This is a genomic window from Variovorax sp. NFACC27 (genome assembly GCF_048301545.1).
Lineage (GTDB): Bacteria > Pseudomonadota > Gammaproteobacteria > Burkholderiales > Burkholderiaceae_C > Variovorax > Variovorax gossypii.
Map to the genome: position 1 here is coordinate 3,373,033 of NZ_CP157613.1, position 20,225 is coordinate 3,393,257.

Genomic DNA, 20,225 nt, shown 5'->3' on the forward strand with positions numbered 1-20,225 from the left:
CAAAGAACAGTACTGGGTACCGCAGGCACGGATGCTGTTCGCCCCGGGCAAGCCCGTCGGTGAAGAGTTGCATCCGCTCGTGCACCGCAACACCTCGAGCTTGGCCGAGCAGCGCTTCAGCTCGGTGTTCACGGGGGAGGAGTTCTTCCTTGCGGACCACGTGGTGAAGGGGCAGCGGGTGCTGCCCGGGGTTGCGTACCTGGAGCTTGCGCGCGCGGCGGTGGTGCAGGCGCTGGAGCTCGCGGCGTCGCAGGCGAGGGACGTGCGGCTGGAGCAGGTGGTGTTCGCGCAGCCTGTGGTGGTGGGTGATGCGCCGGTGGAGGTGCACATTGCGCTTGTGCCGCAGGACGTTGGGTTGGTGAGCTTCGAGGTGTACACCCAGGTCGTGGGCGAGGAGGAGGCGCGGGTGCATGCACAGGGGCGTGCGCGGGTTGCGGCGGCGGCGGATGCGCCGCTCGAGGACCTGGGGCGGCTGCGGTCGCAGTGCTCGCAGGTGTTCGCGTCCGAGGCGTGCTATGCGGAGTTCGCGCGGATGGGTCTGGCGTACGGCCCGGCCTTCCAGTCGCTGATGGAAGTCCGGGTGGGGCAGGATGCAGCGGGTCGACCGATGGCGCTGGGTGACGTGCAGATGCCGTCGCAGGGCACGGATCCGGCCGCGTTCGTGTTGCCGCCGAGCTTGCTGGACGGGGCGCTGCAGGCGTCGATCGGGCTGGTGTTCGCGCAGCCGCAGGACAGGCTGTCGCTGCCGTTCGCGGTGGAGGCGGTGGAGCTGTACGGGGCGGTGCCGGAGAAGGCGGTGGCGGTGGTGCGCCAGAGCGAGGGCAGCACGATCGGCGATGCGGTGCTGAAGCTGGACGTGTCGCTGGTGGACGCCGAAGGTCGGGTGTGCGTGCAACTGCGTGGCTTCAGCAGCCGCGTGCTGGACAGCGTTGCTGTGCAGGCTGCGGCGCCTGCGCCTGCGAAGGGCGAGGTGGAGACGCTGCTGCTGCGCCCGACGTGGCAGGAGGCGCAACTGCCGGCGGCTGAGCCGGTGTCCTATGGCGCGCATTGGGTGGTGCTGTGCGAGGTGGGTGGCGATGCGGGGGCTGCGCTGAAGGCGGCGTTGCCGCAGGCGCGGTGCCTGCACCTGAGCGCCGAGGGCGCGGATCTGTCGACGCGCTACGGCGGCTACGCCGCGCAGTTGCTGGCGTATCTGCAGGCCATGTTCTCGGAGAAGCCGTCGGGCTGGGTGCGCGTGCAACTGGTGGTGCCCGCGAGTGGAGAAGGGGCGCTGCTGGCGGGGCTGGGCGGGATGTTGAAGAGTGCGCGCCAGGAGTCACCCAAGCTGGTGATCCAGGTGCTTGGGGTGGAGCCTTCGCTTGGGGGCGAGGCCCTGGCGCAGTGTGTGAGCGCCGAGGCGCAGGCGTTCGAGGAGGACGTGCGATCGCGCGAGGTGATGCGCCTGGAGGAGGTGCGCGAGGATGCCGAGCAGGCGCAGGCGTTGGTGCCGACGCCGTGGAAGCGCGGGGGCGTGTACCTGATCAGTGGTGGTGCAGGACGCCTGGGCCTGCTTGCCGGCAAGGCGATCGCGACGGCGGTGTCGGATGTGACGCTGGTGCTGACGGGGCGTTCGGTGCTGGGTGCCGAGAAGCTGGAGCAGCTGCGGCAGCTGGAGGCGCTGGGCGCGCGCGTGGTGTACCGGCAGATGGATGTCGCGGACAGTGCGGCGGTGGAGGCTTGCGTCGCAGAAATGGTCCAGACGCATGGCCCGCTCACGGGTGTGATCCACACGGCGCGAGTGCTGCATGACGGCGGCTTGATGAAAAAGACGGAGAGCGAGTTGCGTGCGGTGCTCGCACCGAAGGTGGCAGGTGTGCTGGCGCTGGATGCGGCGACGCGAGATCAGCCGCTGGAGGTGTTCGTCAGTCTCGCCTTTGCGGCGGACAACGCGGGTCAGTTGGACCGCGCGACAGCCGATGCCTTCCTGAACGCGTACGCGGCGCATCGTGCGATGGCAGTACAGGCGGGCGAGCGCTCGGGGCGCACGCGCTCGATCGACGGGCCGTCGTGGGAAAACGGCACGTTGGAGCGTGCGCTGTCGCTGGATTCGCCTCGGGTGACGGTGCTCTCGGGTGTCGGGCCCCGATCGAGCCGACGGTGCCGACGGCTTCGCATTCTGTCCGGCGTTCGGAGTCGACCGCCGACCTGGGCGTGGACCTGCAGGCGTTGCAGGAGAAGGTGCTGCGTCGCTTCCTGGCGTTGTTCTCCAAGGTGGCGAAGATCGACGCGGACAGGATCGATCCCGAGGAGGCGCTGGAGCGCTACGGGATCGACTCGGTGATGGTGTCCCAGCTCAACCTGGCGCTGAACGAGATCTTCGGCGAGGAGATCTCCAAGACGCTGTTCTTCGAGTACCGGACGCTGAGTGCCCTGGCCGGCTACTTGGTGGGCGCATATCCACAGACATGTGCACAGTGGAGCGGCGTTGGGAAGGCGCCGGCTGTCGCCTCACTGGGGGACGTGACGGCCTCCTCTGGCGGGCGTGGTCCGGTGGTCGTCCGGCAGGTGCGCAGTGCATCGCGCGCTACCTGGGGCAGTCGGCAAGCTGATCGGGAACCCATTGCCATTGTGGGTCTGGGCGGGCGGTATCCGAAGGCTGCGACGCTGGAGGCCTTCTGGGAGAACCTCAAGCAGGGCGTGAATTGCATCGGCGAGATTCCGTCGGAGCGCTGGTCGCTGGAGGGTTTCTATCACCCGGACCCGGACCAGGCCGCGGCACAGGGCAAGAGCTACGGGAAGTGGGGCGGATTCCTGGAAGGATTCGCCGAGTTCGATCCGTTGTTCTTCGGGATCTCGCCGCGCGAGGCCGAGACCATGGATCCCCAGGAGCGTCTGTTCGTGCAGGCGTGCTGGGAGGCGCTGGAGGACGCGGGCTACACGCGTGCGCGACTGGCGGCGCTGCACAAGGGACGGGTGGGCGTCTATGCCGGGATCACGAAGATCGGCCACGAGTTGTACGGGCCGGAGCTGAGGCGGCAGGGCACGCAGGCGCTGCCGCAGACCTCGTTCAGCTCGGTGGCCAACCGGGTGTCGTACCTGTTCGACTTCCACGGCCCCAGCATGCCGCTGGACACGATGTGCTCGGCCTCCTTCACGGCGATCCACGAGGCCTGCGAGCATCTGCTGCGAGGCGAATGCGAGGTGGCGCTCGCCGGCGGCGTGAACTTGAATCTCCATCCGTCGAACTACCTCACCATGTCTGCAGTTCGAATGCTCTCGACGGAGGGCTGTGCAGAAGCTTCGGTGCGGGAGGCGATGGCTACGTGCCGGGCGAGGGCGTAGGGGTGCTGTTCCTGAAGCGGCTCTCGCTTGCGGAGGCCGATGGCGACCAGATCTACGGCTTGATCAAGGCGACGGCGATCAACCACGGTGGGAAGACCAACGGCTACACGGTGCCCAACCCGCAGGCGCAGGGAGAGTTGATCGAGGATGCACTGCGCAAGGCGGGCGTGCACCCGCGCACCATCAGCTACGTCGAAGCGCACGGGACGGGCACGGCACTTGGCGACCCGATCGAGGTTGCGGGTTTGAGCAAGGCGTTCGGAGCTCAGACGCAGGACAGGCAGTACTGCGCGATCGGCTCGGCGAAGTCGAACATCGGGCATTGCGAGAGTGCGGCGGGGATCGCGGGGCTGACGAAGGTGCTGCTGCAGCTCAAGCACGGCCAGCTGGTGCCGAGCCTGCACAGCGAGGAGCTGAACCCGAACATCGACTTTGCGCGCACACCCTTCGTGGTGCAGCGCACGCTGGGCGAGTGGAAGCGTCCGCAGGTCAGTCTGGCGGGGAGCCGCAGCGGGAGTATCCGCGCATCGCGGGGATCTCGTCGTTCGGTGCCGGGGATCGAACGCGCACGTGATCGTGCAGGAGTACCGGGCTGCCGAGCCTGCGCGGGCGAGGGTGGCGGTGACGCCGCAGCGCCCGGCCGTGGTGGTGCTGTCGGCCCGGCGCGAGGAGCGGCTGCGCGAGGCGGTGCATCGGCTGCTGTCGCATGTGGAGCGCCAGGGGTGCACGGACGAGGATCTTGCGGACATTGCGTACACGCTGCAGGTGGGGCGCGAGGCGATGGAGGTGAGGCTGGCGTGCGTGGTGAGCACGCTGGAGGAGCTCAAGGCCAAGCTGTCGCAGTACCTGGCAGGCGAGAAGAGCGTCGAAGGTCTTTATCGCGGGGAGCTCAAGCGCGACAAGGATGCATGGGGCGTCTTCAGCACGGATGAGGAGCTGCAGGAGGCGATCGGCAAGTGGGTGGCGCGCGGCAAGCTGCACAAGCTCGTCGAGCTGTGGGCACAGGGACTGGCGTTCGACTGGACGCGGCTGTACGACGGCGAAGTGGCGCCGAGGCGGATCAGCTTGCCGACCTATCCGTTCGCCAAAGAACAGTACTGGGTGCCGCAGATGCAGAAGCCGCAAGCGCAAGCACAGGCGTCATCGGTACCGGGGCGGTTTTCGCGAAGAACCCTGTCAGCGAGCAGTTGCATCCGCTGATGCACCGCAACACCTCGAGCTTGGCCGAGCAGCGCTTCAGCTCGGTGTTCACGGGGAGGAGTTCTTCCTTGCGGACCACGTGGTGAAGGGGCAGCGGGTGCTGCCCGGGGTTGCGTACCTGGAGCTTGCGCGCGCGGCGGTGGTGCAGGCGCTGGAGCTCGCGGCGCCACAGGCGCGGGACGTGCGGCTGGAGCAGGTGGTGTTCACGCAGCCTGTGGTGGTGGGTGATGCGCCGGTGGAGGTGCACATTGCGCTTGTGCCGCAGGACGTTGGGTTGGTGAGCTTCGAGGTGTACACCCAGGTCGTGGGCGAGGAGGAGGCGCGGGTGCATGCACAGGGGCGTGCGCGGGTTGCGGCGGCGGCGGATGCGCCGCTCGAGGACCTGGGGCGGCTGCGGTCGCAGTGTTCGCAGGTGTTGTCGGCAGAGGCCTGCTACGCGGGCTTTGCGCGGATGGGGCTGGAATACGGCCCGGCGTTCCGGGTGCTTGCGCAAGTCTGGGTGGGTCAGGACGCGGCGGGTCGACCGATGGCGCTGGGTGACGTGCAGATGCCGTCGCAGGCCCGCGACCAGGCCGGGGTGTTCGTGCTGCCGCCGAGCTTGCTGGACGGAGCCCAACAGGCGTTCATCGGGCTGGTCCTTGCGCAACCGCAGGACAAGCCATCGCTGCCGTTCGCGGTGGAGGCGGTGGAGCTGTACGGGGCGGTGCCGGAGAGGGCGGTGGCGGTGGTGCGCCAGAGCGCGGGCAGCACGGTCGGCGATGCGGTGCTGAAGCTGGACGTGTCGCTGGTGGACGCCGAAGGTCGGTGTGCGTGCAGCTGCGCGGCTTCAGCAGCCGCGTGCTGGGGGCCTGCCGGGGCAGGCGAAGGCAAGGCCGGAAGCAGCGGCAGCGACAGTGCAGGTTCCTGCGAGGCAGTCGGCCATGCCGGTTGGTCAGCTGACGCTGGTCGCGGACTGGGTCGTATGCACGCCCTCGACGGGTATGCGCTGGCCTTCGCAGGAGGAGCGGGTGCTGGTGGTGGGAGGCAGCGATGCGCAGCAGCAGGCGTGCCTGTCGCGGTATGCGCAGGCGCAGTGCCTGCGTCCGGCCGAGCCGTGGAGCATCGAGGAGATGGCGGCGCAGCTGAAGGAGCGGGCACCGTTCTCGCACGTGCTGTGGTTCGTGCCGTCGGGCGCGGAGGTGGGGCTGATCAGCCAGGAGATGATCGGGCGCAGCAGCAGGGCGTGCTGGCCTGCTTCCGCCTGGTCAAGGCGCTGTTCTCGGCCGGTCATGGCAGCAAGGCGCTGGGGCTGACGATCGTGACGCAACAGGCCGTTGCTGTGGACGAGCGACGAGGTGCTGCCGGCGCATGCGGCGGTGCATGGCCTCGTGGGCTCGCTGGCCAAGGAGCACCCGAACTGGCGAGTGCGTCTCGTGGACGTTCCCGCCGGGCAGGAGTGGTCGCTGGACGAGGTGCTGGCCTTGCCCGCGGATGCGCAGGGCAACGCGCTGGCCTGTCGCCACGGAGAGTGGTATCGGCAGGAGCTCGTGTCGAGCACGCTGCCTGCGCCGGCGCGCCAAGGCTATCGCCGAGGCGGGGTACGTGCTGCTGGGTGGTGCGGGCGGCATCGGGGAAGTCTTCAGCGAGTACCTGATCCGCGAGTACCAGGCTCAGGTGATCTGGATCGGACGGCGCCCGGAGGACGAAGCCATCGAGGCCAAGCGTGCGCGGCTTGGGACGCTGGGGCCTGCGCCGTACTACCTGTCGGCGGATGCGACGAACCATGTCTTGCTGCAGGCCGCGTACGAGGCGATCAAGGAGCGCTTCGGGGTCATCCATGGGGTGGTGCACTCGGTGCTGGTGCTGCAGGACCAGAGCCTGATGCGGATGGAGGAGAAGACCTTCGTCGGCAGCCTGGAGGCGAAGGTGGACGTGAGCGTGCGTCTGGCGGAGGTGTTCGGGCGGGGAGGCGCTCGACTTCGTTCTGTTCCTCTCCTCGAGCCAGAGCCTTCACAGGGCGGTCGGCCAGAGCAACTATGCAGCGGGATGCACATTCGTCGACGCCTACGCGCAGGCGCTGTCGCGTGCGTGGCCGTGCGCGGTGAAGGTAGTGAACTGGGGTTACTGGGGCAGCGTGGGGGTCGTGGCGTCGGCGGACTACCGTGCACGGATGGCCAAGGTCGGGCTGGACTCGATCGAGCCGCCGGAGGCGATGGATGTGCTGGAGCGGTTGCTGGCGTCGCCAGTGTCGCGGGTGATCTACATCAAGACGACGACGCCGGAGTTTGCGCAGGCCATGGGCGTTGCGGCGGGAGAGGCCCGGCAGGTCGTGCCGGGGGTGTCGTCGGTGGCGGAGGTGCTGCCGCGTGCGACTGCGGTCGAGTCTCCGGTGGACATGAGCGCGGAGACGAAGCAGACCCTCGATAACTTGCTTGCGGGGTTGCTGTGGGGTCAGCTGTGCGAGCTGGGACTGGCCTCGCAGCCGGTGGTTGACGTCGAGGCGTGGAAGGCCCGGGTGGGTCTGCCGTCGCTGTACGGACCCTGGCTCGTCGAGAGCTTGGAGGTGCTGGAGAAGCGCGGGTATCTGGCGCGTGAAGGCGGCGTGCTGAGGGTGCTCATGGCGGACGCGCCGGACAGGGATACGCTGTGGTCGCGCTGGGAGGCGTTCGCGCGCGAGGTTGACCCGGAGTACCGCGCCCGGGTGGCGCTCCTGGACGCTGCCCTTCGAGCGCTGCCGGAGATCCTTCGCGGACAGCGCGCGGCGACGGAGGTGTTGTTCCCGAACGGTTCGATGGCGCTGGTCGAAGGCGTCTACCGCGGCAACCGGGTTTTGGACTACTTCAACGAGGTGCTGGCGGAGAGCCTGGTCGCGGCGGTGAAGGCGCGGCTGGCCCAGGACCCGCAGGCGAAGCTGCGTCTGTTCGAGATCGGGGCGGGGACGGGGGGACGAGCGCGCTGCTGTTCGATCGGCTGGCGGCCTATGCCGCGCACATCGAGGAGTACTGCTACACGGACCTGTCGAAGGCGTTCCTGCTGCATGCGGAGAAGCAGTACCGGGCGAAGGCGCCGTACCTGAAGACGCAGATCTTCGACGTCGAGCGGTCCCTGGCGGAGCAGGGCGTCGAGGTCGGCCGCTACGACGTGGTGATCGCCACGAACGTGCTGCATGCGACCAGGGAGATGCGGCGCACCGTGGGCAACACCAAGGCGCTGCTGAAGGCGAACGGGGTGGTGCTGATCAACGAGATGTCCTCCAACAGCCTGTTCCTGCAGCTGACCTTCGGGCTGCTGGAGGGGTGGTGGCTGTCGGAGGATGTGCCCTGCGGATTCCGGGCTCGCCGGCACTGACGCCGCAGGCCTGGCGGCGGTTGCTCGAGGCGCAGGGGTTCGTGGACGTGCGCCATCCGGCGGAGGTGGCGCATGGGCTGGGCCAGCAGATCGTGGTGGGCCTGAGCGACGGCATCGTGCGGCAGCGGCAGACCGTTGCGGCTCCGCTGGTTGCGACCCCATCGCACGGACTGCCAGCGCAGGACATGGCACCGCGGTCGGTCCGAGAATCCGCGGCGTCGATCGGCGACGCGCTCGAGGAGAAGCTGCAGTCGTCGCTGGCGCGCGCGGCGGCGGAGCTCTTGAAGCTCGCGCCTGAACGGATCGATCCGCAGTCCGAGCTGAGCAAGTTCGGCTTCGACTCCATCACATTGGCGTCGTTCGCCAACGTCGTGAACGATCAGTTCGGGCTGGAGCTGACGCCCACGGTGTTCTTCGAATACCCGACGCTGGCTGGCCTGAGCGAGCACCTGGTGCGCGAGCACCGGGCGGTGCTGGCCAGGCAGTTGGGTGGACTGAGCGTGCCTCCGCAGCGGTCAGGGTCACGATCGGGGACGCGCTCGAGAGGCTGCAGTTGTCGCTGGCGCGGGCGGCGGCGGCACTCCTGAAGCTCGCGCCTGAACGGATCGATCCGCAGTCCGAATTGAGCAAGTTCGGCTTCGATTCCATCACATTGGCGTCGTTCGCCAACGTCGTGAACGATCAGTTCGGGCTGGAGCTGACGCCCACGGTGTTCTTCGAATACCCGACGCTGGCTGGCCTGAGCGAGCACCTGGTGCGCGAGCACCGGGCGGTGCTGGCCGGGCAGTTGGGTGGCACGGAGCGTGCCTACGCAGCGGTCAAGGTCACGACCAGCGACGCGCTCGAAGAGAGGCTGCAATCGTTGCTGGCGCGCGCGGCAGCCGAACTCCTGAAGCTCGAGCCGGAACAGATCGATCCGCAGGTCGAGTTGAGCAAGTTCGGCTTCGACTCCATCACGTTGGCGTCCTTTGCCAACGTCGTGAATGACCAGTTCGGGTTGGCGTTGACGCCGACTGTGTTCTTCGAGTATCCAACACTGGCCGCTCTGGTCGAGCATCTGGTGCGCGAGCACCGGGCCGTGCTGGTCACGCACTTGGGCGATACCGTTGCGGCGGCGCCGGAGCGGGCGGTCGCGCAGATATCAATCGCGCCGCCGACTGCGGGACGCAGGCCGCGTGCGCGCTTCGCGCAGGCCATGGCGATGCCCCCGAAAGGCATGCAGCGGCCCCGGCCCCGGCCGCGGTTCCTGTCAAGCCGGAGCCGATCGCGATCATCGGCGTGAGCGGGGCGTTCCCGCAGGCGGAGGATCTGGAGGACTTCTGGGCGAACCTGGCGAGCGGGCGCGACTGCATCGGCGAGATACCGGGCAGCCGCTGGGACTGGTCGCGGTTGTACGGTGATCCGGCCAAGGAGGTGAACAAGACCAACATCCGTCACGCGGGCGTGATCGATGGGCTTGCCGAGTTCGACCCGCTGTTCTTCGGGATCTCGCCGCGCGAGGCGGCGGCGATGGATCCGCAGCAGCGGCTGCTGATGACCTACGTCTGGCGGGTGATCGAGGACGCTGGCTATGCGCCTGCGCAACTGAGCGGCACGGACACCGGGATCTTCGTGGGGACAGCCAGCAGCGGCTACAGCGGTCTGCTGGCTAGGGCCAGCAAGGCGATCGAAGGCTATTCCGGCACCGGCGTGGCCAGCTCCATCGGGCCAAGCCGAATGAGCTATCTGCTCGACCTGCACGGGCCGAGCGAGCCGATCGAGACGGCGTGCTCGAGCTCGCTGGTGGCGGTGCACCGAGCGGTGCAGGCGATGCGCACGGGCCAGTGCGGGCAGGTGATCGTCGGCGGCGTGAACGCCCTGGTCAGCCCGGAGGCGCACGTGAGCTTCACCAAGGCGGGAATGCTCAGCCCGGACGGGCGCTGCAAGACGTTCTCGAAGGAGGCGAACGGCTACGTGCGTGGCGAGGGCGTGGGGATGCTCATGCTCAAGCCGCTGTCCAAGGCGCAGGCCGATGGCGACCACATCTACGGGCTGATCCTGGGCAGCGCGGAGAACCACGGGGCCGTGCGAACTCGCTGACGGCGCCGAACCCGAAGGCGCAGGCGGCGCTGATCAGGTCGGCGTTCGAGCAGGCGCGCAGGTCGACCCGCGCAGCGTGAGCTACATCGAGGCGCATGGCACGGGCACGCCGCTGGGCGACCCGATCGAGATCCAGGGTCTGAAGAGCGCGTTCCAGGCGGCGGCGCAGGGCGAGGCGCTGCCCACGGGGTACTGCGGCCTGGGGTCGGTGAAGACCAATATCGGGCACCTGGAGCTCGCCGCAGGTGTGGCGGGCATCGTGAAGGTGCTGCTGCAGTTCAAGCACCGCACGCTGGTGCCGAGTCTGCATGCGAAGGAGATCAATCCGTACATCGATCTCTCGGGCAGTCCGTTCTACGTGGTGCAGGAGTCGCGGGAGTGGGTGGCGCTGCGGGACGACGCGGGTCGCGAGCTGCCGCGGCGGGCGGGCGTGAGCTCGTTCGGCATCGGCGGGGTGAACGCCCATGTGGTGCTGCAGGAGTACCGGTCTGCCGAGCCAGCGCGGGCAAAGGTGGTGGTGACGCCGCAGCGCCCGGTCGTGGTGGTGCTGTCGGCGAAGCAGGAGGTGCGGCTGCGCGAGGCGGTGCAGCGGCTGCTGGCGCATGTGGAGCGCCAGGGGTGCACGGACGAGGATCTTGCGGACATTGCGTACACGCTGCAGGTGGGGCGTGAGGCGATGGAGGTGAGGCTGGCGTGCGTGGTGAGCACGCTGGAGGAGCTCAAGGCGAAGCTGAGTCAATACCTTGCGGGTGACCGGAATGTCGATGGGCTTCACTGTGGCGAGGCCAAGCGTGGCAAGGAAGGCCTGTCCGCACTGGCAGACGAGGACATGGGGCGCACCATCGATGCGTGGCTGTCCAAGGGCAAGCTGCACAAGCTCGTCGAGCTGTGGGTGCGGGGACTGGCGTTCGACTGGGCGCGGCTGTACGACGGCGAAGTGACGCCGAGGCGGATCAGCTTGCCGACCTATCCGTTCGCCAGGGAACGGTACTGGTGCCGGAAGAGCTGGCGGCGGCCACGTCGGGGAATCTCGTCAGCGAGCGGCTGCATCCGCTCGTGCACCGCAACACCTCGAGCCTGGTCGCAGCGCTTCAGTTCGGTGTTCACGGGGAGGAGTTCTTCCTTGCGGACCACGTGGTGAAGGGCAGCGGGTGCTGCCCGGGGTTGCGTACCTGGAGCTTGCGCGCGCGGCGGTGGTGCAGGCGCTGGAGCTCGCGGCGTCGCAGGCGCGGGACGTGCGGCTGGAGCAGGTGGTGTTCGCGCAGCCTGTGGTGGTGGGTAATGCGCCGGTGGAGGTGCACATTGCGCTGGTGCCGCAGGACGGTGGGTTGGTGAGCTTCGAGGTGTACACCCAGGTCGCGGGCGAGGAGGAGGCGCGGGTGCATGCGCAGGGGCGTGCGCGGGTTGCGGTGGCGGCGGATGCGCCGCTCGAGGACCTGGGGCGGCTGCGTGCACAGTGCCCGCAGGTGTTCGCGTCCGAGGCGTGCTATGCGGAGTTCGCGCGGATGGGGCTGGAATACGGCCCGGCGTTCCGGGTGCTGGCGCAAGTCTGGGTGGGTCAGGACGCGGCGGGTCGACCGATGGCGCTGGGTGACGTGCAGATGCCGTCGCAGGGCACGGATCCGGCCGCGTTCGTGTTGCCGCCGAGCTTGCTGGACGGGGCGCTGCAGGCGTCGATCGGGCTGGTGTTCGCGCAGCCGCAGGACAGGCTGTCGCTGCCGTTCGCGGTGGAGGCGGTGGAGCTGTACGGGGTGGTGCCGGAGAAGGCGGTGGCGGTGGTGCGCCAGAGCGAGGGCAGCACGATCGGCGATGCGGTGCTGAAGCTGGACGTGTCGCTGGTGGACGCCGAAGGTCGGGTGTGCGTGCAACTGCGTGGCTTCAGCAGCCGCGTGCTGGACAGCGTTGCTGTGCAGGCTGCGGCGCCTGCGCATGCGAAGGGCGAGGTGGAGACGCTGCTGCTGCGCCCGACGTGGCAGGAGGCGCAACTGCCGGCGGCTGAGCCGGTGTCCTATGGCGCGCATTGGGTGGTGCTGTGCGAGGTGGGTGGCGATGCGGGGGCTGCGCTGAAGGCGGCGTTGCCGCAGGCGCGGTGCCTGCACCTGAGCGCCGAGGGCGCGGATCTGTCGACGCGCTACGGCGGCTACGCCGCGCAGTTGCTGGCGTATCTGCAGGCCATGTTCTCGGAGAAGCCGTCGGGCTGGGTGCGCGTGCAACTGGTGGTGCCCGCGAGTGGAGAAGGGGCGCTGCTGGCGGGGCTGGGCGGGATGTTGAAGAGTGCGCGCCAGGAGTCACCCAAGCTGGTGATCCAGGTGCTTGGGGTGGAGCCTTCGCTTGGGGGCGAGGCCCTGGCGCAGTGTGTGAGCGCCGAGGCGCAGGCGTTCGAGGAGGACGTGCGCTATCGGGCAGCGACGCGCGAGGTGATGCGCCTGGAGGAGGTGCGCGAGGATGCCGAGCAGGCGCAGGCGTTGGTGCCGACGCCGTGGAAGCGCGGGGGCGTGTACCTGATCAGTGGTGGTGCCGGGGCCTCGGGTTGATCTTCGGCAAGGCGATCGCGACGGCGGTGTCGGATGTGACGCTGGTGCTGACGGGGCGTTCGGTGCTGGGTGCTGAGAAGCTGGAGCAGCTGCGGCAGCTGGAGGCGCTGGGCGCGCGCGTGGTGTACCGGCAGGTGGACGTGACGGATGCCGAGGCGGTGGCCGCATGTGTGCGGAGGTGGTCCAGGCACACGGTGGGCTCACGGGCGTGATCCACACGGCCGGGGTGCTGCGCGACAGCTTCCTTGTGAAGAAGACGGAGAGCGAGTTGCGTGCGGTGCTCGCACCGAAGGTGGCGGGAGTGCTGGCGCTGGATGCGGCGACGCGAGATCAGCCGCTGGAGGTGTTCGTCAGCTTCTCCTCGGCTGCGGGCATGCTGGGGAACGTGGGCCAGACGGACTACGCGGCGGCCAACGCGTTCCTGGATGCGCACGCGGCGCTGCGTGCGGCTGCGGTGCAGGCGGGCGAGTGCTCGGGTCGCACGCTGTCGATGGCGTGGCCGCTGTGGGCCGAGGGCGGATGCGGGTGGATGCGGCGACGCGGGATCGACTGTGGCGCAGCGCAGGGTTGGTGCCGCTGGGGACGCCGGAGGGCTGTCGGCGCTGGCGCGTGCGCTGTCGCTGGAGGGGACGCCTCGGGTGACGGTGCTCTCGGGTGAGCGCAGCCGCATCGAGCAGGAGGGGCTCAGGATCCGCAAGCCGGTCGCTTCGGCGCCCGAGGCGGACGCTGGACCGATCGAGGTGGACGGCTCGGTGATGCCGGCCGATGTCCTGAAGGAGCGCACGGTCCGTCATCTGGTGCGCCTCTTCGGGGCGACGCTGGAGCTATCGGAGGATCGGGTCGATGCCGAGGCGGCGCTGGAGCGCTACGGGGTTGATTCGGTGATGGTCACCCAGATGACGAACGTGCTCGAGGAGGACTTCGGGACACTCTCGAAGACGCTGTTCTTCGAGTACCAGAGCATTGCGGAACTGGCGGGCTACTTCATCAAGCAGCACCGAGGCCAGCTGATCGGGTTGCTGGGCCTTGGCGGCAGCGCGCAGGCTGCGCGATCCGATCGATCGGCGGCGGCGGCAGAACCGCCGCCCGGCAAGGCGACCGCTGCGGGAAGGCGCGGGCGGCCGCGCTTTGCGGCGGTCTCCAGGGAGGAGGTCCCGACGACGGCCGGGGGTGCACTCGATGTGGCCATCATCGGCCTCAGCGGGCGCTATCCGCAGGCGAACTCGCTCGAGGAGTTCTGGCACAACCTCGCGCACGGCGTGGACTGCGTGACGGAGGTGCCGGCGGAGCGCTGGGATCACAGCCGCTACTTCGACCCCGAGAAGGGGAAGCTGGGCAAGTCCTACAGCAAGTGGGGCGGGTTCGTCGATGGCGTGGATCGGTTCGATCCGCTGTTCTTCAACATCTCTCCGCGCGAAGCCGTGGTGATGGATCCGCAGGAGCGGCTGTTCCTGCAATGCGTGTACGAGACGATGGAGGATGCCGGCTATACCCGTGAAGCGCTGGGACGGGCGGCCCACGGTGGATCGGGCGGCAGCGTCGGCGTGTTTGTGGGCGTGATGTACGAGGACTACCAGCTCTACGGTGCGCAGATGGAGCCGGGCGTTGCGCTCGGAAGCACTCCTTCGTCGTCTCGTATTTCTGCAATTTCCACGGCCCGAGCCTGGCGATGGACACGATGTGCTCGTCGTCGCTGACGGCGATCCACCTGGCCTGCGACAGCCTGCGCAACGGGAGTTGCGAGCTGGCCGTGGCCGGCGGCGTGAACGTGACGGTGCACCCGAACAAGTACCTGACGCTGTCCCAGGGGCAGTTCGCCGCGAGCAACGGGCGCTGCATGAGCTTCGGGACGGGAGGCGACGGCTACGTGCCAGGCGAGGGCGTGGGCGCGGTGCTGCTCAAGCCGCTGGCGCGCGCGGTGGCCGACGGCGACCGGATCTACGGCGTGATCAAGGGCACGGCGATCAACCACGGTGGGAAGACCAACGGCTACACGGTGCCCAACCCGCAGGCGCAGGGAGAGTTGATCGAGGATGCACTGCGCAAGGCGGGCGTGCACCCGCGCACCATCAGCTACGTCGAAGCGCACGGGACGGGCACGGCGCTTGGCGACCCGATCGAGGTTGCGGGTTTGAGCAAGGCGTTCGGAGCTCAGACGCAGGACAGGCAGTACTGCGCGATCGGCTCGGCGAAGTCGAACATCGGGCATTGCGAGAGTGCGGCGGGGATCGCGGGGCTGACGAAGGTGCTGCTGCAGCTCAAGCACGGCCAGCTGGTGCCGAGCCTGCACAGCGAGGAGCTGAACCCGAACATCGACTTTGCGCGCACACCCTTCGTGGTGCAGCGCACGCTGGGCGAGTGGAAGCGTCCGCAGGTCAGTCTGGCGGGGAGCCGCAGCGGGAGTATCCGCGCATCGCGGGGATCTCGTCGTTCGGTGCCGGGGATCGAACGCGCACGTGATCGTGCAGGAGTACCGGGCTGCCGAGCCTGCGCGGGCGAGGGTGGCGGTGACGCCGCAGCGCCCGGCCGTGGTGGTGCTGTCGGCCCGGCGCGAGGAGCGGCTGCGCGAGGCGGTGCATCGGCTGCTGTCGCATGTGGAGCGCCAGGGTGCACGGACGAGGATCTTGCGGCATTGCGTACACGCTGCAGGTGGGGCGCGAGGCGATGGAGGTGAGGCTGGCGTGCGTGGTGAGCACGCTGGAGGAGCTCAAGGCCAAGCTGGCGCAGTACCTGGCAGGCGAGAAGAGCGTCGACGAACTCTATCGGGGCGAAATCCGGCGCGACAAGGACGCCCTCTCAATCCTGGCGGATGAGGACATGGGGCGCACCATCGATGCGTGGCTGTCCAAGGGCAAGCTGCACAAGCTCGTCGAGCTGTGGGTGCGGGGACTGGCGTTCGACTGGGCGCGGCTGTACGACGGCGAAGTGACGCCGAGGCGGATCAGCTTGCCGACCTATCCGTTCGCCAGGGAACGGTACTGGGTGCCGGAAGAGCTGGCGGCGGCCACGTCGGGGAATCTCGTCAGCGAGCGGCTGCATCCGCTCGTGCACCGCAACACCTCGAGCCTGGTCGTGCAGCGCTTCAGTTCGGTGTTCACGGGGAGGAGTTCTTCCTTGCGGACCACGTGGTGAAGGGCAGCGGGTGCTGCCCGGGGTTGCGTACCTGGAGCTTGCGCGCGCGGCGGTGGTGCAGGCGCTGGAGCTCGCGGCGTCGCAGGCGCGGGACGTGCGGCTGGAGCAGGTGGTGTTCGCGCAGCCTGTGGTGGTGGGTAATGCGCCGGTGGAGGTGCACATTGCGCTGGTGCCGCAGGACGGTGGGTTGGTGAGCTTCGAGGTGTACACCCAGGTCGCGGGCGAGGAGGAGGCGCGGGTGCATGCGCAGGGGCGTGCGCGGGTTGCGGTGGCGGCGGATGCGCCGCTCGAGGACCTGGGGCGGCTGCGTGCACAGTGCCCGCAGGTGTTCGCGTCCGAGGCGTGCTATGCGGAGTTCGCGCGGATGGGGCTGGAATACGGCCCGGCGTTCCGGGTGCTGGCGCAAGTCTGGGTGGGTCAGGACGCGGCGGGTCGACCGATGGCGCTGGGTGACGTGCAGATGCCGTCGCAGGGCACGGATCCGGCCGCGTTCGTGTTGCCGCCGAGCTTGCTGGACGGGGCGCTGCAGGCGTCGATCGGGCTGGTGTTCGCGCAGCCGCAGGACAGGCTGTCGCTGCCGTTCGCGGTGGAGGCGGTGGAGCTGTACGGGGTGGTGCCGGAGAAGGCGGTGGCGGTGGTGCGCCAGAGCGAGGGCAGCATGATCGGCGATGCGGTGCTGAAGCTGGACGTGTCGCTGGTGGACGCCGAAGGTCGGGTGTGCGTGCAACTGCGCGGCTTCAGCAGCCGCGTGCTGGACAGCGTTGCCGGGCAGGCTGCGGCGCCTGCGCCTGCGCCTGCGAAGGGCGAGGTGGAGACGCTGCTGCTGCGCCCGACGTGGCAGGAGGCGCAACTGCCGGCGGCTGAGCCGGTGTCCTATGGCGCGCATTGGGTGGTGCTGTGCGAGGTGGGTGGCGATGCGGAGGCTGCGCTGAAGGCGGCGTTGCCGCAGGCGCGGTGCCTGCACCTGAGCGCCGAGGGCGCGGATCTGTCGACGCGCTACGGCGGCTACGCCGCGCAGTTGCTGGCGTATCTGCAGGCCATGTTCTCGGAGAAGCCGTCGGGCTGGGTGCGCGTGCAACTGGTGGTGCCCGCGAGTGGAGAAGGGGCGCTGCTGGCGGGGCTGGGCGGGATGTTGAAGAGTGCGCGCCAGGAGTCACCCAAGCTGGTGATCCAGGTGCTTGGGGTGGAGCCTTCGCTTGGGGGCGAGGCCCTGGCGCAGTGTGTGAGCGCCGAGGCGCAGGCGTTCGAGGAGGACGTGCGCTATCGGGCAGCGACGCGCGAGGTGATGCGCCTGGAGGAGGTGCGCGAGGATGCCGAGCAGGCGCAGGCGTTGGTGCCGACGCCGTGGAAGCGCGGGGGCGTGTACCTGATCAGTGGTGGTGCCGGGGGCCTCGGGTTGATCTTCGGCAAGGCGATCGCGACGGCGGTGTCGGATGTGACGCTGGTGCTGACGGGGCGTTCGGTGCTGGGTGCCGAAGCTGCAGCAGCTGCGGCAGCTGGAGGCGCTGGGCGCGCGCGTGGTGTACCGGCAGGTGGACGTGACGGATGCCGAGGCGGTGGCCGCATGTGTGCGGGAGGTGGTCCAGGCACACGGTGGGCTCACGGGCGTGATCCACACGGCCGGGGTGCTGCGCGACAGCTTCCTTGTGAAGAAGACGGAGAGCGAGTTGCGTGCGGTGCTCGCACCGAAGGTGGCGGGAGTGCTGGCGCTGGATGCGGCGACGCGAGATCAGCCGCTGGAGGTGTTCGTCAGCTTCTCCTCGGCTGCGGGCATGCTGGGGAACGTGGGCCAGACGGACTACGCGGCGGCCAACGCGTTCCTGGATGCGCACGCGGCGCTGCGTGCGGCTGCGGTGCAGGCGGGCGAGTGCTCGGGTCGCACGCTGTCGATGGCGTGGCCGCTGTGGGCAGAGGGCGGGATGCGGGTGGATGCGGCGACGCGGGATCGACTGTGGCGCAGCGCAGGGTTGGTGCCGCTGGGGACGCCGGAGGGGCTGTCGGCGCTGGCGCGTGCGCTGTCGCTGGAGGGGACGCCTCGGGTGACGGTGCTCTCGGGCGAGCGGGAGCGACAGTCGCTGGCCGTGGCGATTGCCTCGTCATCTCGCCGACTGCTGAAGCGGGAAGCGGCACCGGCTGACGAATCAGAAGCGGGCCGGAAAGGAATTGACGACGAACTCCAGCAGAAGCTGCAGTCGTCATTGGTGCGTGCGGTCTCGGACCTGCTGAAGCTCGAGTCGGAGGACATCGATCCGGAGGCGGAGCTGAGCGAGTTCGGCTTCGATTCGATCACCCTGACGGCCTTCGCCAATGTCATCAACGGCATGTACGGGCTGGAACTGACACCGACGGTGCTTTTCGAATACCCGACTCTCGCGGGGCTGAGCGAGCATCTGCTGCACGAGTACCGGACGGTGTTGGCCAAGCAGCTGGGGATACGGTGCGAGCGACTGCCCCCGAGCTGTCGGACGCTTCGGTCTCCGCGGCGCTGCCGATGGGACGCAGTCAGCGCGTGCGCTTCGCGCAGGCGCCTGCGATGCCCCCGAAAGACATGCAGCGGCCCCGGCCGCGGCCGCGGTTCCTGTCAAGCCGGAGCCGATCGCGATCATCGGCGTGAGCGGGGCGTTCCCGCAGGCGGAGGATCTGGAGGACTTCTGGGCGAACCTGGCGAGCGGGCGCGACTGCATCGGCGAGATACCGGGCAGCCGCTGGGACTGGTCGCGGTTGTACGGCGATCCGGCCAAGGAGGTGAACAAGACCAACATCCGTCACGCGGGCGTGATCGATGGGATTGCCGAGTTCGATCCGCTGTTCTTCGGGATCTCGCCGCGCGAGGCGGCGGCGATGGATCCGCAGCAGCGGCTGCTGATGACCTACGTCTGGCGGGTGATCGAGGACGCTGGCTATGCGCCTGCGCAACTGAGCGGCACGGACACCGGGATCTTCGTGGGGACGGCCGGCAGTGGCTACAGCGGTCTGCTGGCCCAGGCGGGGGAGCCGATCGAGGGCTATTCCAGCACCGGTGCGCTGAGCTCCATCGGCCCGAACCGCGTGAGCTTCCTGCTCAACCTGCACGGGCCGAGCGAGCCGATCGAGACGGCGTGCTCGAGCTCGCTGGTGGCGGTGCACCGAGCGGTGCAGGCGATGCGCACGGGCCAATGCGGGCAGGCGATCGTCGGTGGCGTGAACACCCTGGTCAGCCCGGAGGCGCACGTGAGCTTCACCAAGGCGGGAATGCTCAGCCCGGACGGGCGCTGCAAGACGTTCTCGAAGGAGGCGAACGGCTACGTGCGTGGCGAGGGCGTGGGGATGCTCATGCTCAAGCCGCTGTCCAAGGCGCAGGCCGATGGCGACCACATCTACGGGCTGATCCTGGGCAGCGCGGAGAACCACGGGGGCCGTGCGAACTCGCTGACGGCGCCGAACCCGAAGGCGCAGGCGGCGCTGATCAGGTCGGCGTTCGAGCAGGCGCAGGTCGACCCGCGCAGCGTGAGCTACATCGAGGCGCATGGCACGGGCACGCCGCTGGGCGACCCGATCGAGATCCAGGGTCTGAAGAGCGCGTTCCAGGCGGCGGCGCAGGGCGAGGCGCTGCCCACGGGGTACTGCGGCCTGGGGTCGGTGAAGACCAATATCGGGCACCTGGAGCTCGCCGCAGGTGTGGCGGGCATCGTGAAGGTGCTGCTGCAGTTCAAGCACCGCACGCTGGTGCCGAGTCTGCATGCGAAGGAGATCAATCCGTACATCGATCTCTCGGGCAGTCCGTTCTACGTGGTGCAGGAGTCGCGGGAGTGGGTGGCGCTGCGGGACGACGCGGGTCGCGAGCTGCCGCGGCGGGCGGGCGTGAGCTCGTTCGGTGTGGGCGGGGTGAACGCCCATGTGGTGCTGCAGGAGTACCGGTCTGCCGATCGGGCAAAGGTAGTGGTGACGCCGCAGCGTCCGGTCGTGGTGGTGCTGTCGGCGAAGCAGGAGGTGCGGCTTCGCGAGGCGGTGCATCGGCTGCTGGCGCATGTGGAGCGCCAGGGGTGCACGGACGAGGATTTTGCGGACATTGCGTACACGCTGCAGGTGGGGCGTGAGGCGATGGAGGTGAGGCTGGCGTGCGTGGTGAGCACGCTGGAGGAGCTCAAGGCCAAGCTGGCGCAGTACCTGGCGGAAGCGAAGGGCATCGACGGGCTCTACAGGGGCACCGCCCGGCGCGACAAGGATGCCTTGGCCGTCTTCGGTACCGACGAAGAATTGCAGGAAGCGGTCGACAAGTGGGTGGCGCGCGGCAAGTGGCACAAGCTCGTCGAGCTGTGGGTGCGAGGACTGGCGTTCGACTGGACGGGGCTTTACGGCGATGTGCCGCCGAGGCGGATCAGCCTGCCGACCTATCCGTTCGCAAAGGAACGCTATTGGCCGATGTCAAACGACAGCGGACTGCCGTCAAGGCCCATTGCGAAGCTCGAGGACGACGCGCAGCTTCGGCGGTGGGAGTCCTTGCTGGCGGAGATCGAGATCGGGGCCTTGAGCGCGGACGCAGCGTTGGCGCTTGCGGTACAGGAATAGCCGGTGGCGATTGAGATGTCGACGTCGGATCCGTCGCGGTCGCCACGCGGAGATCGTATTGATCAATTGATTCCGGCTTGGCCG

At 68.8% G+C, this 20,225-nt stretch carries 11 protein-coding genes and 10 pseudogenes; all 21 read left to right on the forward strand.

Annotated features, from left to right (window positions below):
- Window positions 1–31 precede the first annotated feature (31 nt).
- The 21 genes and pseudogenes from ABL840_RS15825 (at window position 32) to ABL840_RS15925 (ending at window position 20,141) form a co-directional block, all read left to right on the forward strand.
- Window positions 32–2,320, forward strand: coding sequence for an SDR family oxidoreductase (locus ABL840_RS15825; protein WP_418116364.1), 2,289 nt, complete (start codon window positions 32–34; stop codon window positions 2,318–2,320).
- Window positions 2,287–2,364 (forward strand): annotated as a pseudogene (locus ABL840_RS15830) (hypothetical protein); the annotation flags it as partial. The gene ABL840_RS15825 and the pseudogene ABL840_RS15830, both read left to right, overlap by 34 nt.
- A 3-nt stretch (window positions 2,365–2,367) precedes the next feature.
- Window positions 2,368–3,812: pseudogene (locus ABL840_RS15835) on the forward strand (type I polyketide synthase); the annotation flags it as partial.
- Window positions 3,813–3,891: 79 nt separating this feature from the next.
- Entirely contained in the window at window positions 3,892–4,521 is a 630-nt protein-coding gene (locus ABL840_RS15840; RefSeq protein WP_418116298.1) for a hypothetical protein, read from the forward strand.
- A gap of 97 nt (window positions 4,522–4,618) precedes the next feature.
- Window positions 4,619–5,269: pseudogene (locus ABL840_RS15845) on the forward strand (polyketide synthase dehydratase domain-containing protein); the annotation flags it as partial.
- 172 nt (window positions 5,270–5,441) lie between these two features.
- On the forward strand, window positions 5,442–5,813 hold the full coding sequence (locus ABL840_RS15850) for a hypothetical protein (protein WP_418116391.1): 372 nt from the start codon (window positions 5,442–5,444) through the stop codon (window positions 5,811–5,813).
- A 178-nt stretch (window positions 5,814–5,991) separates the two neighbouring features.
- Window positions 5,992–6,450 (forward strand): annotated as a pseudogene (locus tag ABL840_RS15855) (SDR family NAD(P)-dependent oxidoreductase); the annotation flags it as partial.
- A gap of 34 nt (window positions 6,451–6,484) precedes the next feature.
- A pseudogene (locus ABL840_RS15860) lies at window positions 6,485–6,571 on the forward strand (KR domain-containing protein); the annotation flags it as partial.
- Between the two features lie 99 nt (window positions 6,572–6,670).
- The gene (locus tag ABL840_RS15865) at window positions 6,671–7,576 is read left to right on the forward strand and encodes a hypothetical protein (RefSeq protein ID WP_418116392.1); all 906 of its coding nucleotides are present in this window, start codon (window positions 6,671–6,673) and stop codon (window positions 7,574–7,576) included.
- Window positions 7,492–7,848: a class I SAM-dependent methyltransferase gene (locus tag ABL840_RS15870; RefSeq protein ID WP_418116365.1), complete on the forward strand. Its 357-nt coding sequence runs from the start codon at window positions 7,492–7,494 to the stop codon at window positions 7,846–7,848. Before ABL840_RS15865 ends, ABL840_RS15870 begins: the two co-directional genes overlap by 85 nt.
- Window positions 7,849–7,889: 41 nt before the next feature.
- Entirely contained in the window at window positions 7,890–8,435 is a 546-nt protein-coding gene (locus ABL840_RS15875; RefSeq protein ID WP_418116299.1) for an acyl carrier protein, read from the forward strand.
- Window positions 8,402–9,130, forward strand: coding sequence for an acyl carrier protein (locus tag ABL840_RS15880; protein ID WP_418116300.1), 729 nt, complete (start codon window positions 8,402–8,404; stop codon window positions 9,128–9,130). The genes ABL840_RS15875 and ABL840_RS15880 overlap by 34 nt, the downstream gene beginning before the upstream one ends.
- Complete coding sequence (locus tag ABL840_RS15885) at window positions 9,127–9,927, forward strand: beta-ketoacyl synthase N-terminal-like domain-containing protein (RefSeq protein WP_418116301.1); 801 nt, start codon at window positions 9,127–9,129, stop codon at window positions 9,925–9,927. Before ABL840_RS15880 ends, ABL840_RS15885 begins: the two co-directional genes overlap by 4 nt.
- Window positions 9,928–10,003: 76 nt before the next feature.
- A complete protein-coding gene (locus tag ABL840_RS15890) occupies window positions 10,004–11,068 on the forward strand; it encodes a ketoacyl-synthetase C-terminal extension domain-containing protein (protein ID WP_418116302.1) in 1,065 nt (354 codons plus the stop codon).
- Window positions 11,069–11,078: 10 nt separating this feature from the next.
- On the forward strand, window positions 11,079–12,461 hold the full coding sequence (locus ABL840_RS15895; RefSeq protein ID WP_418116303.1) for a polyketide synthase dehydratase domain-containing protein: 1,383 nt from the start codon (window positions 11,079–11,081) through the stop codon (window positions 12,459–12,461).
- 44 nt (window positions 12,462–12,505) lie between these two features.
- A pseudogene (locus tag ABL840_RS15900) lies at window positions 12,506–13,119 on the forward strand (SDR family NAD(P)-dependent oxidoreductase).
- A gap of 97 nt (window positions 13,120–13,216) precedes the next feature.
- A pseudogene (locus ABL840_RS15905) lies at window positions 13,217–13,384 on the forward strand (acyl carrier protein); the annotation flags it as partial.
- Between the two features lie 12 nt (window positions 13,385–13,396).
- Window positions 13,397–15,593, forward strand: a pseudogene (locus ABL840_RS15910) (beta-ketoacyl synthase N-terminal-like domain-containing protein); the annotation flags it as partial.
- Between the two features lie 10 nt (window positions 15,594–15,603).
- Window positions 15,604–16,353: pseudogene (locus ABL840_RS15915) on the forward strand (polyketide synthase dehydratase domain-containing protein); the annotation flags it as partial.
- Between the two features lie 778 nt (window positions 16,354–17,131).
- Window positions 17,132–17,926 (forward strand): annotated as a pseudogene (locus ABL840_RS15920) (beta-ketoacyl reductase); the annotation flags it as partial.
- 277 nt (window positions 17,927–18,203) lie between these two features.
- Entirely contained in the window at window positions 18,204–20,141 is a 1,938-nt protein-coding gene (locus ABL840_RS15925) for a beta-ketoacyl synthase N-terminal-like domain-containing protein (RefSeq protein ID WP_418116304.1), read from the forward strand.
- Window positions 20,142–20,225: the final 84 nt, after the last annotated feature.

Bases quoted from the DNA above. Each gene is read 5' to 3' on its own strand.
- ABL840_RS15865 (WP_418116392.1), top strand. From the start codon at position 6,671: ATGGCCAAGGTCGGGCTGGACTCGATCGAGCCGCCGGAGGCGATGGAT.
- ABL840_RS15825 (WP_418116364.1), top strand. From the start codon at position 32: ATGCTGTTCGCCCCGGGCAAGCCCGTCGGTGAAGAGTTGCATCCGCTC.
- ABL840_RS15850 (WP_418116391.1), top strand. From the start codon at position 5,442: ATGCCGGTTGGTCAGCTGACGCTGGTCGCGGACTGGGTCGTATGCACG.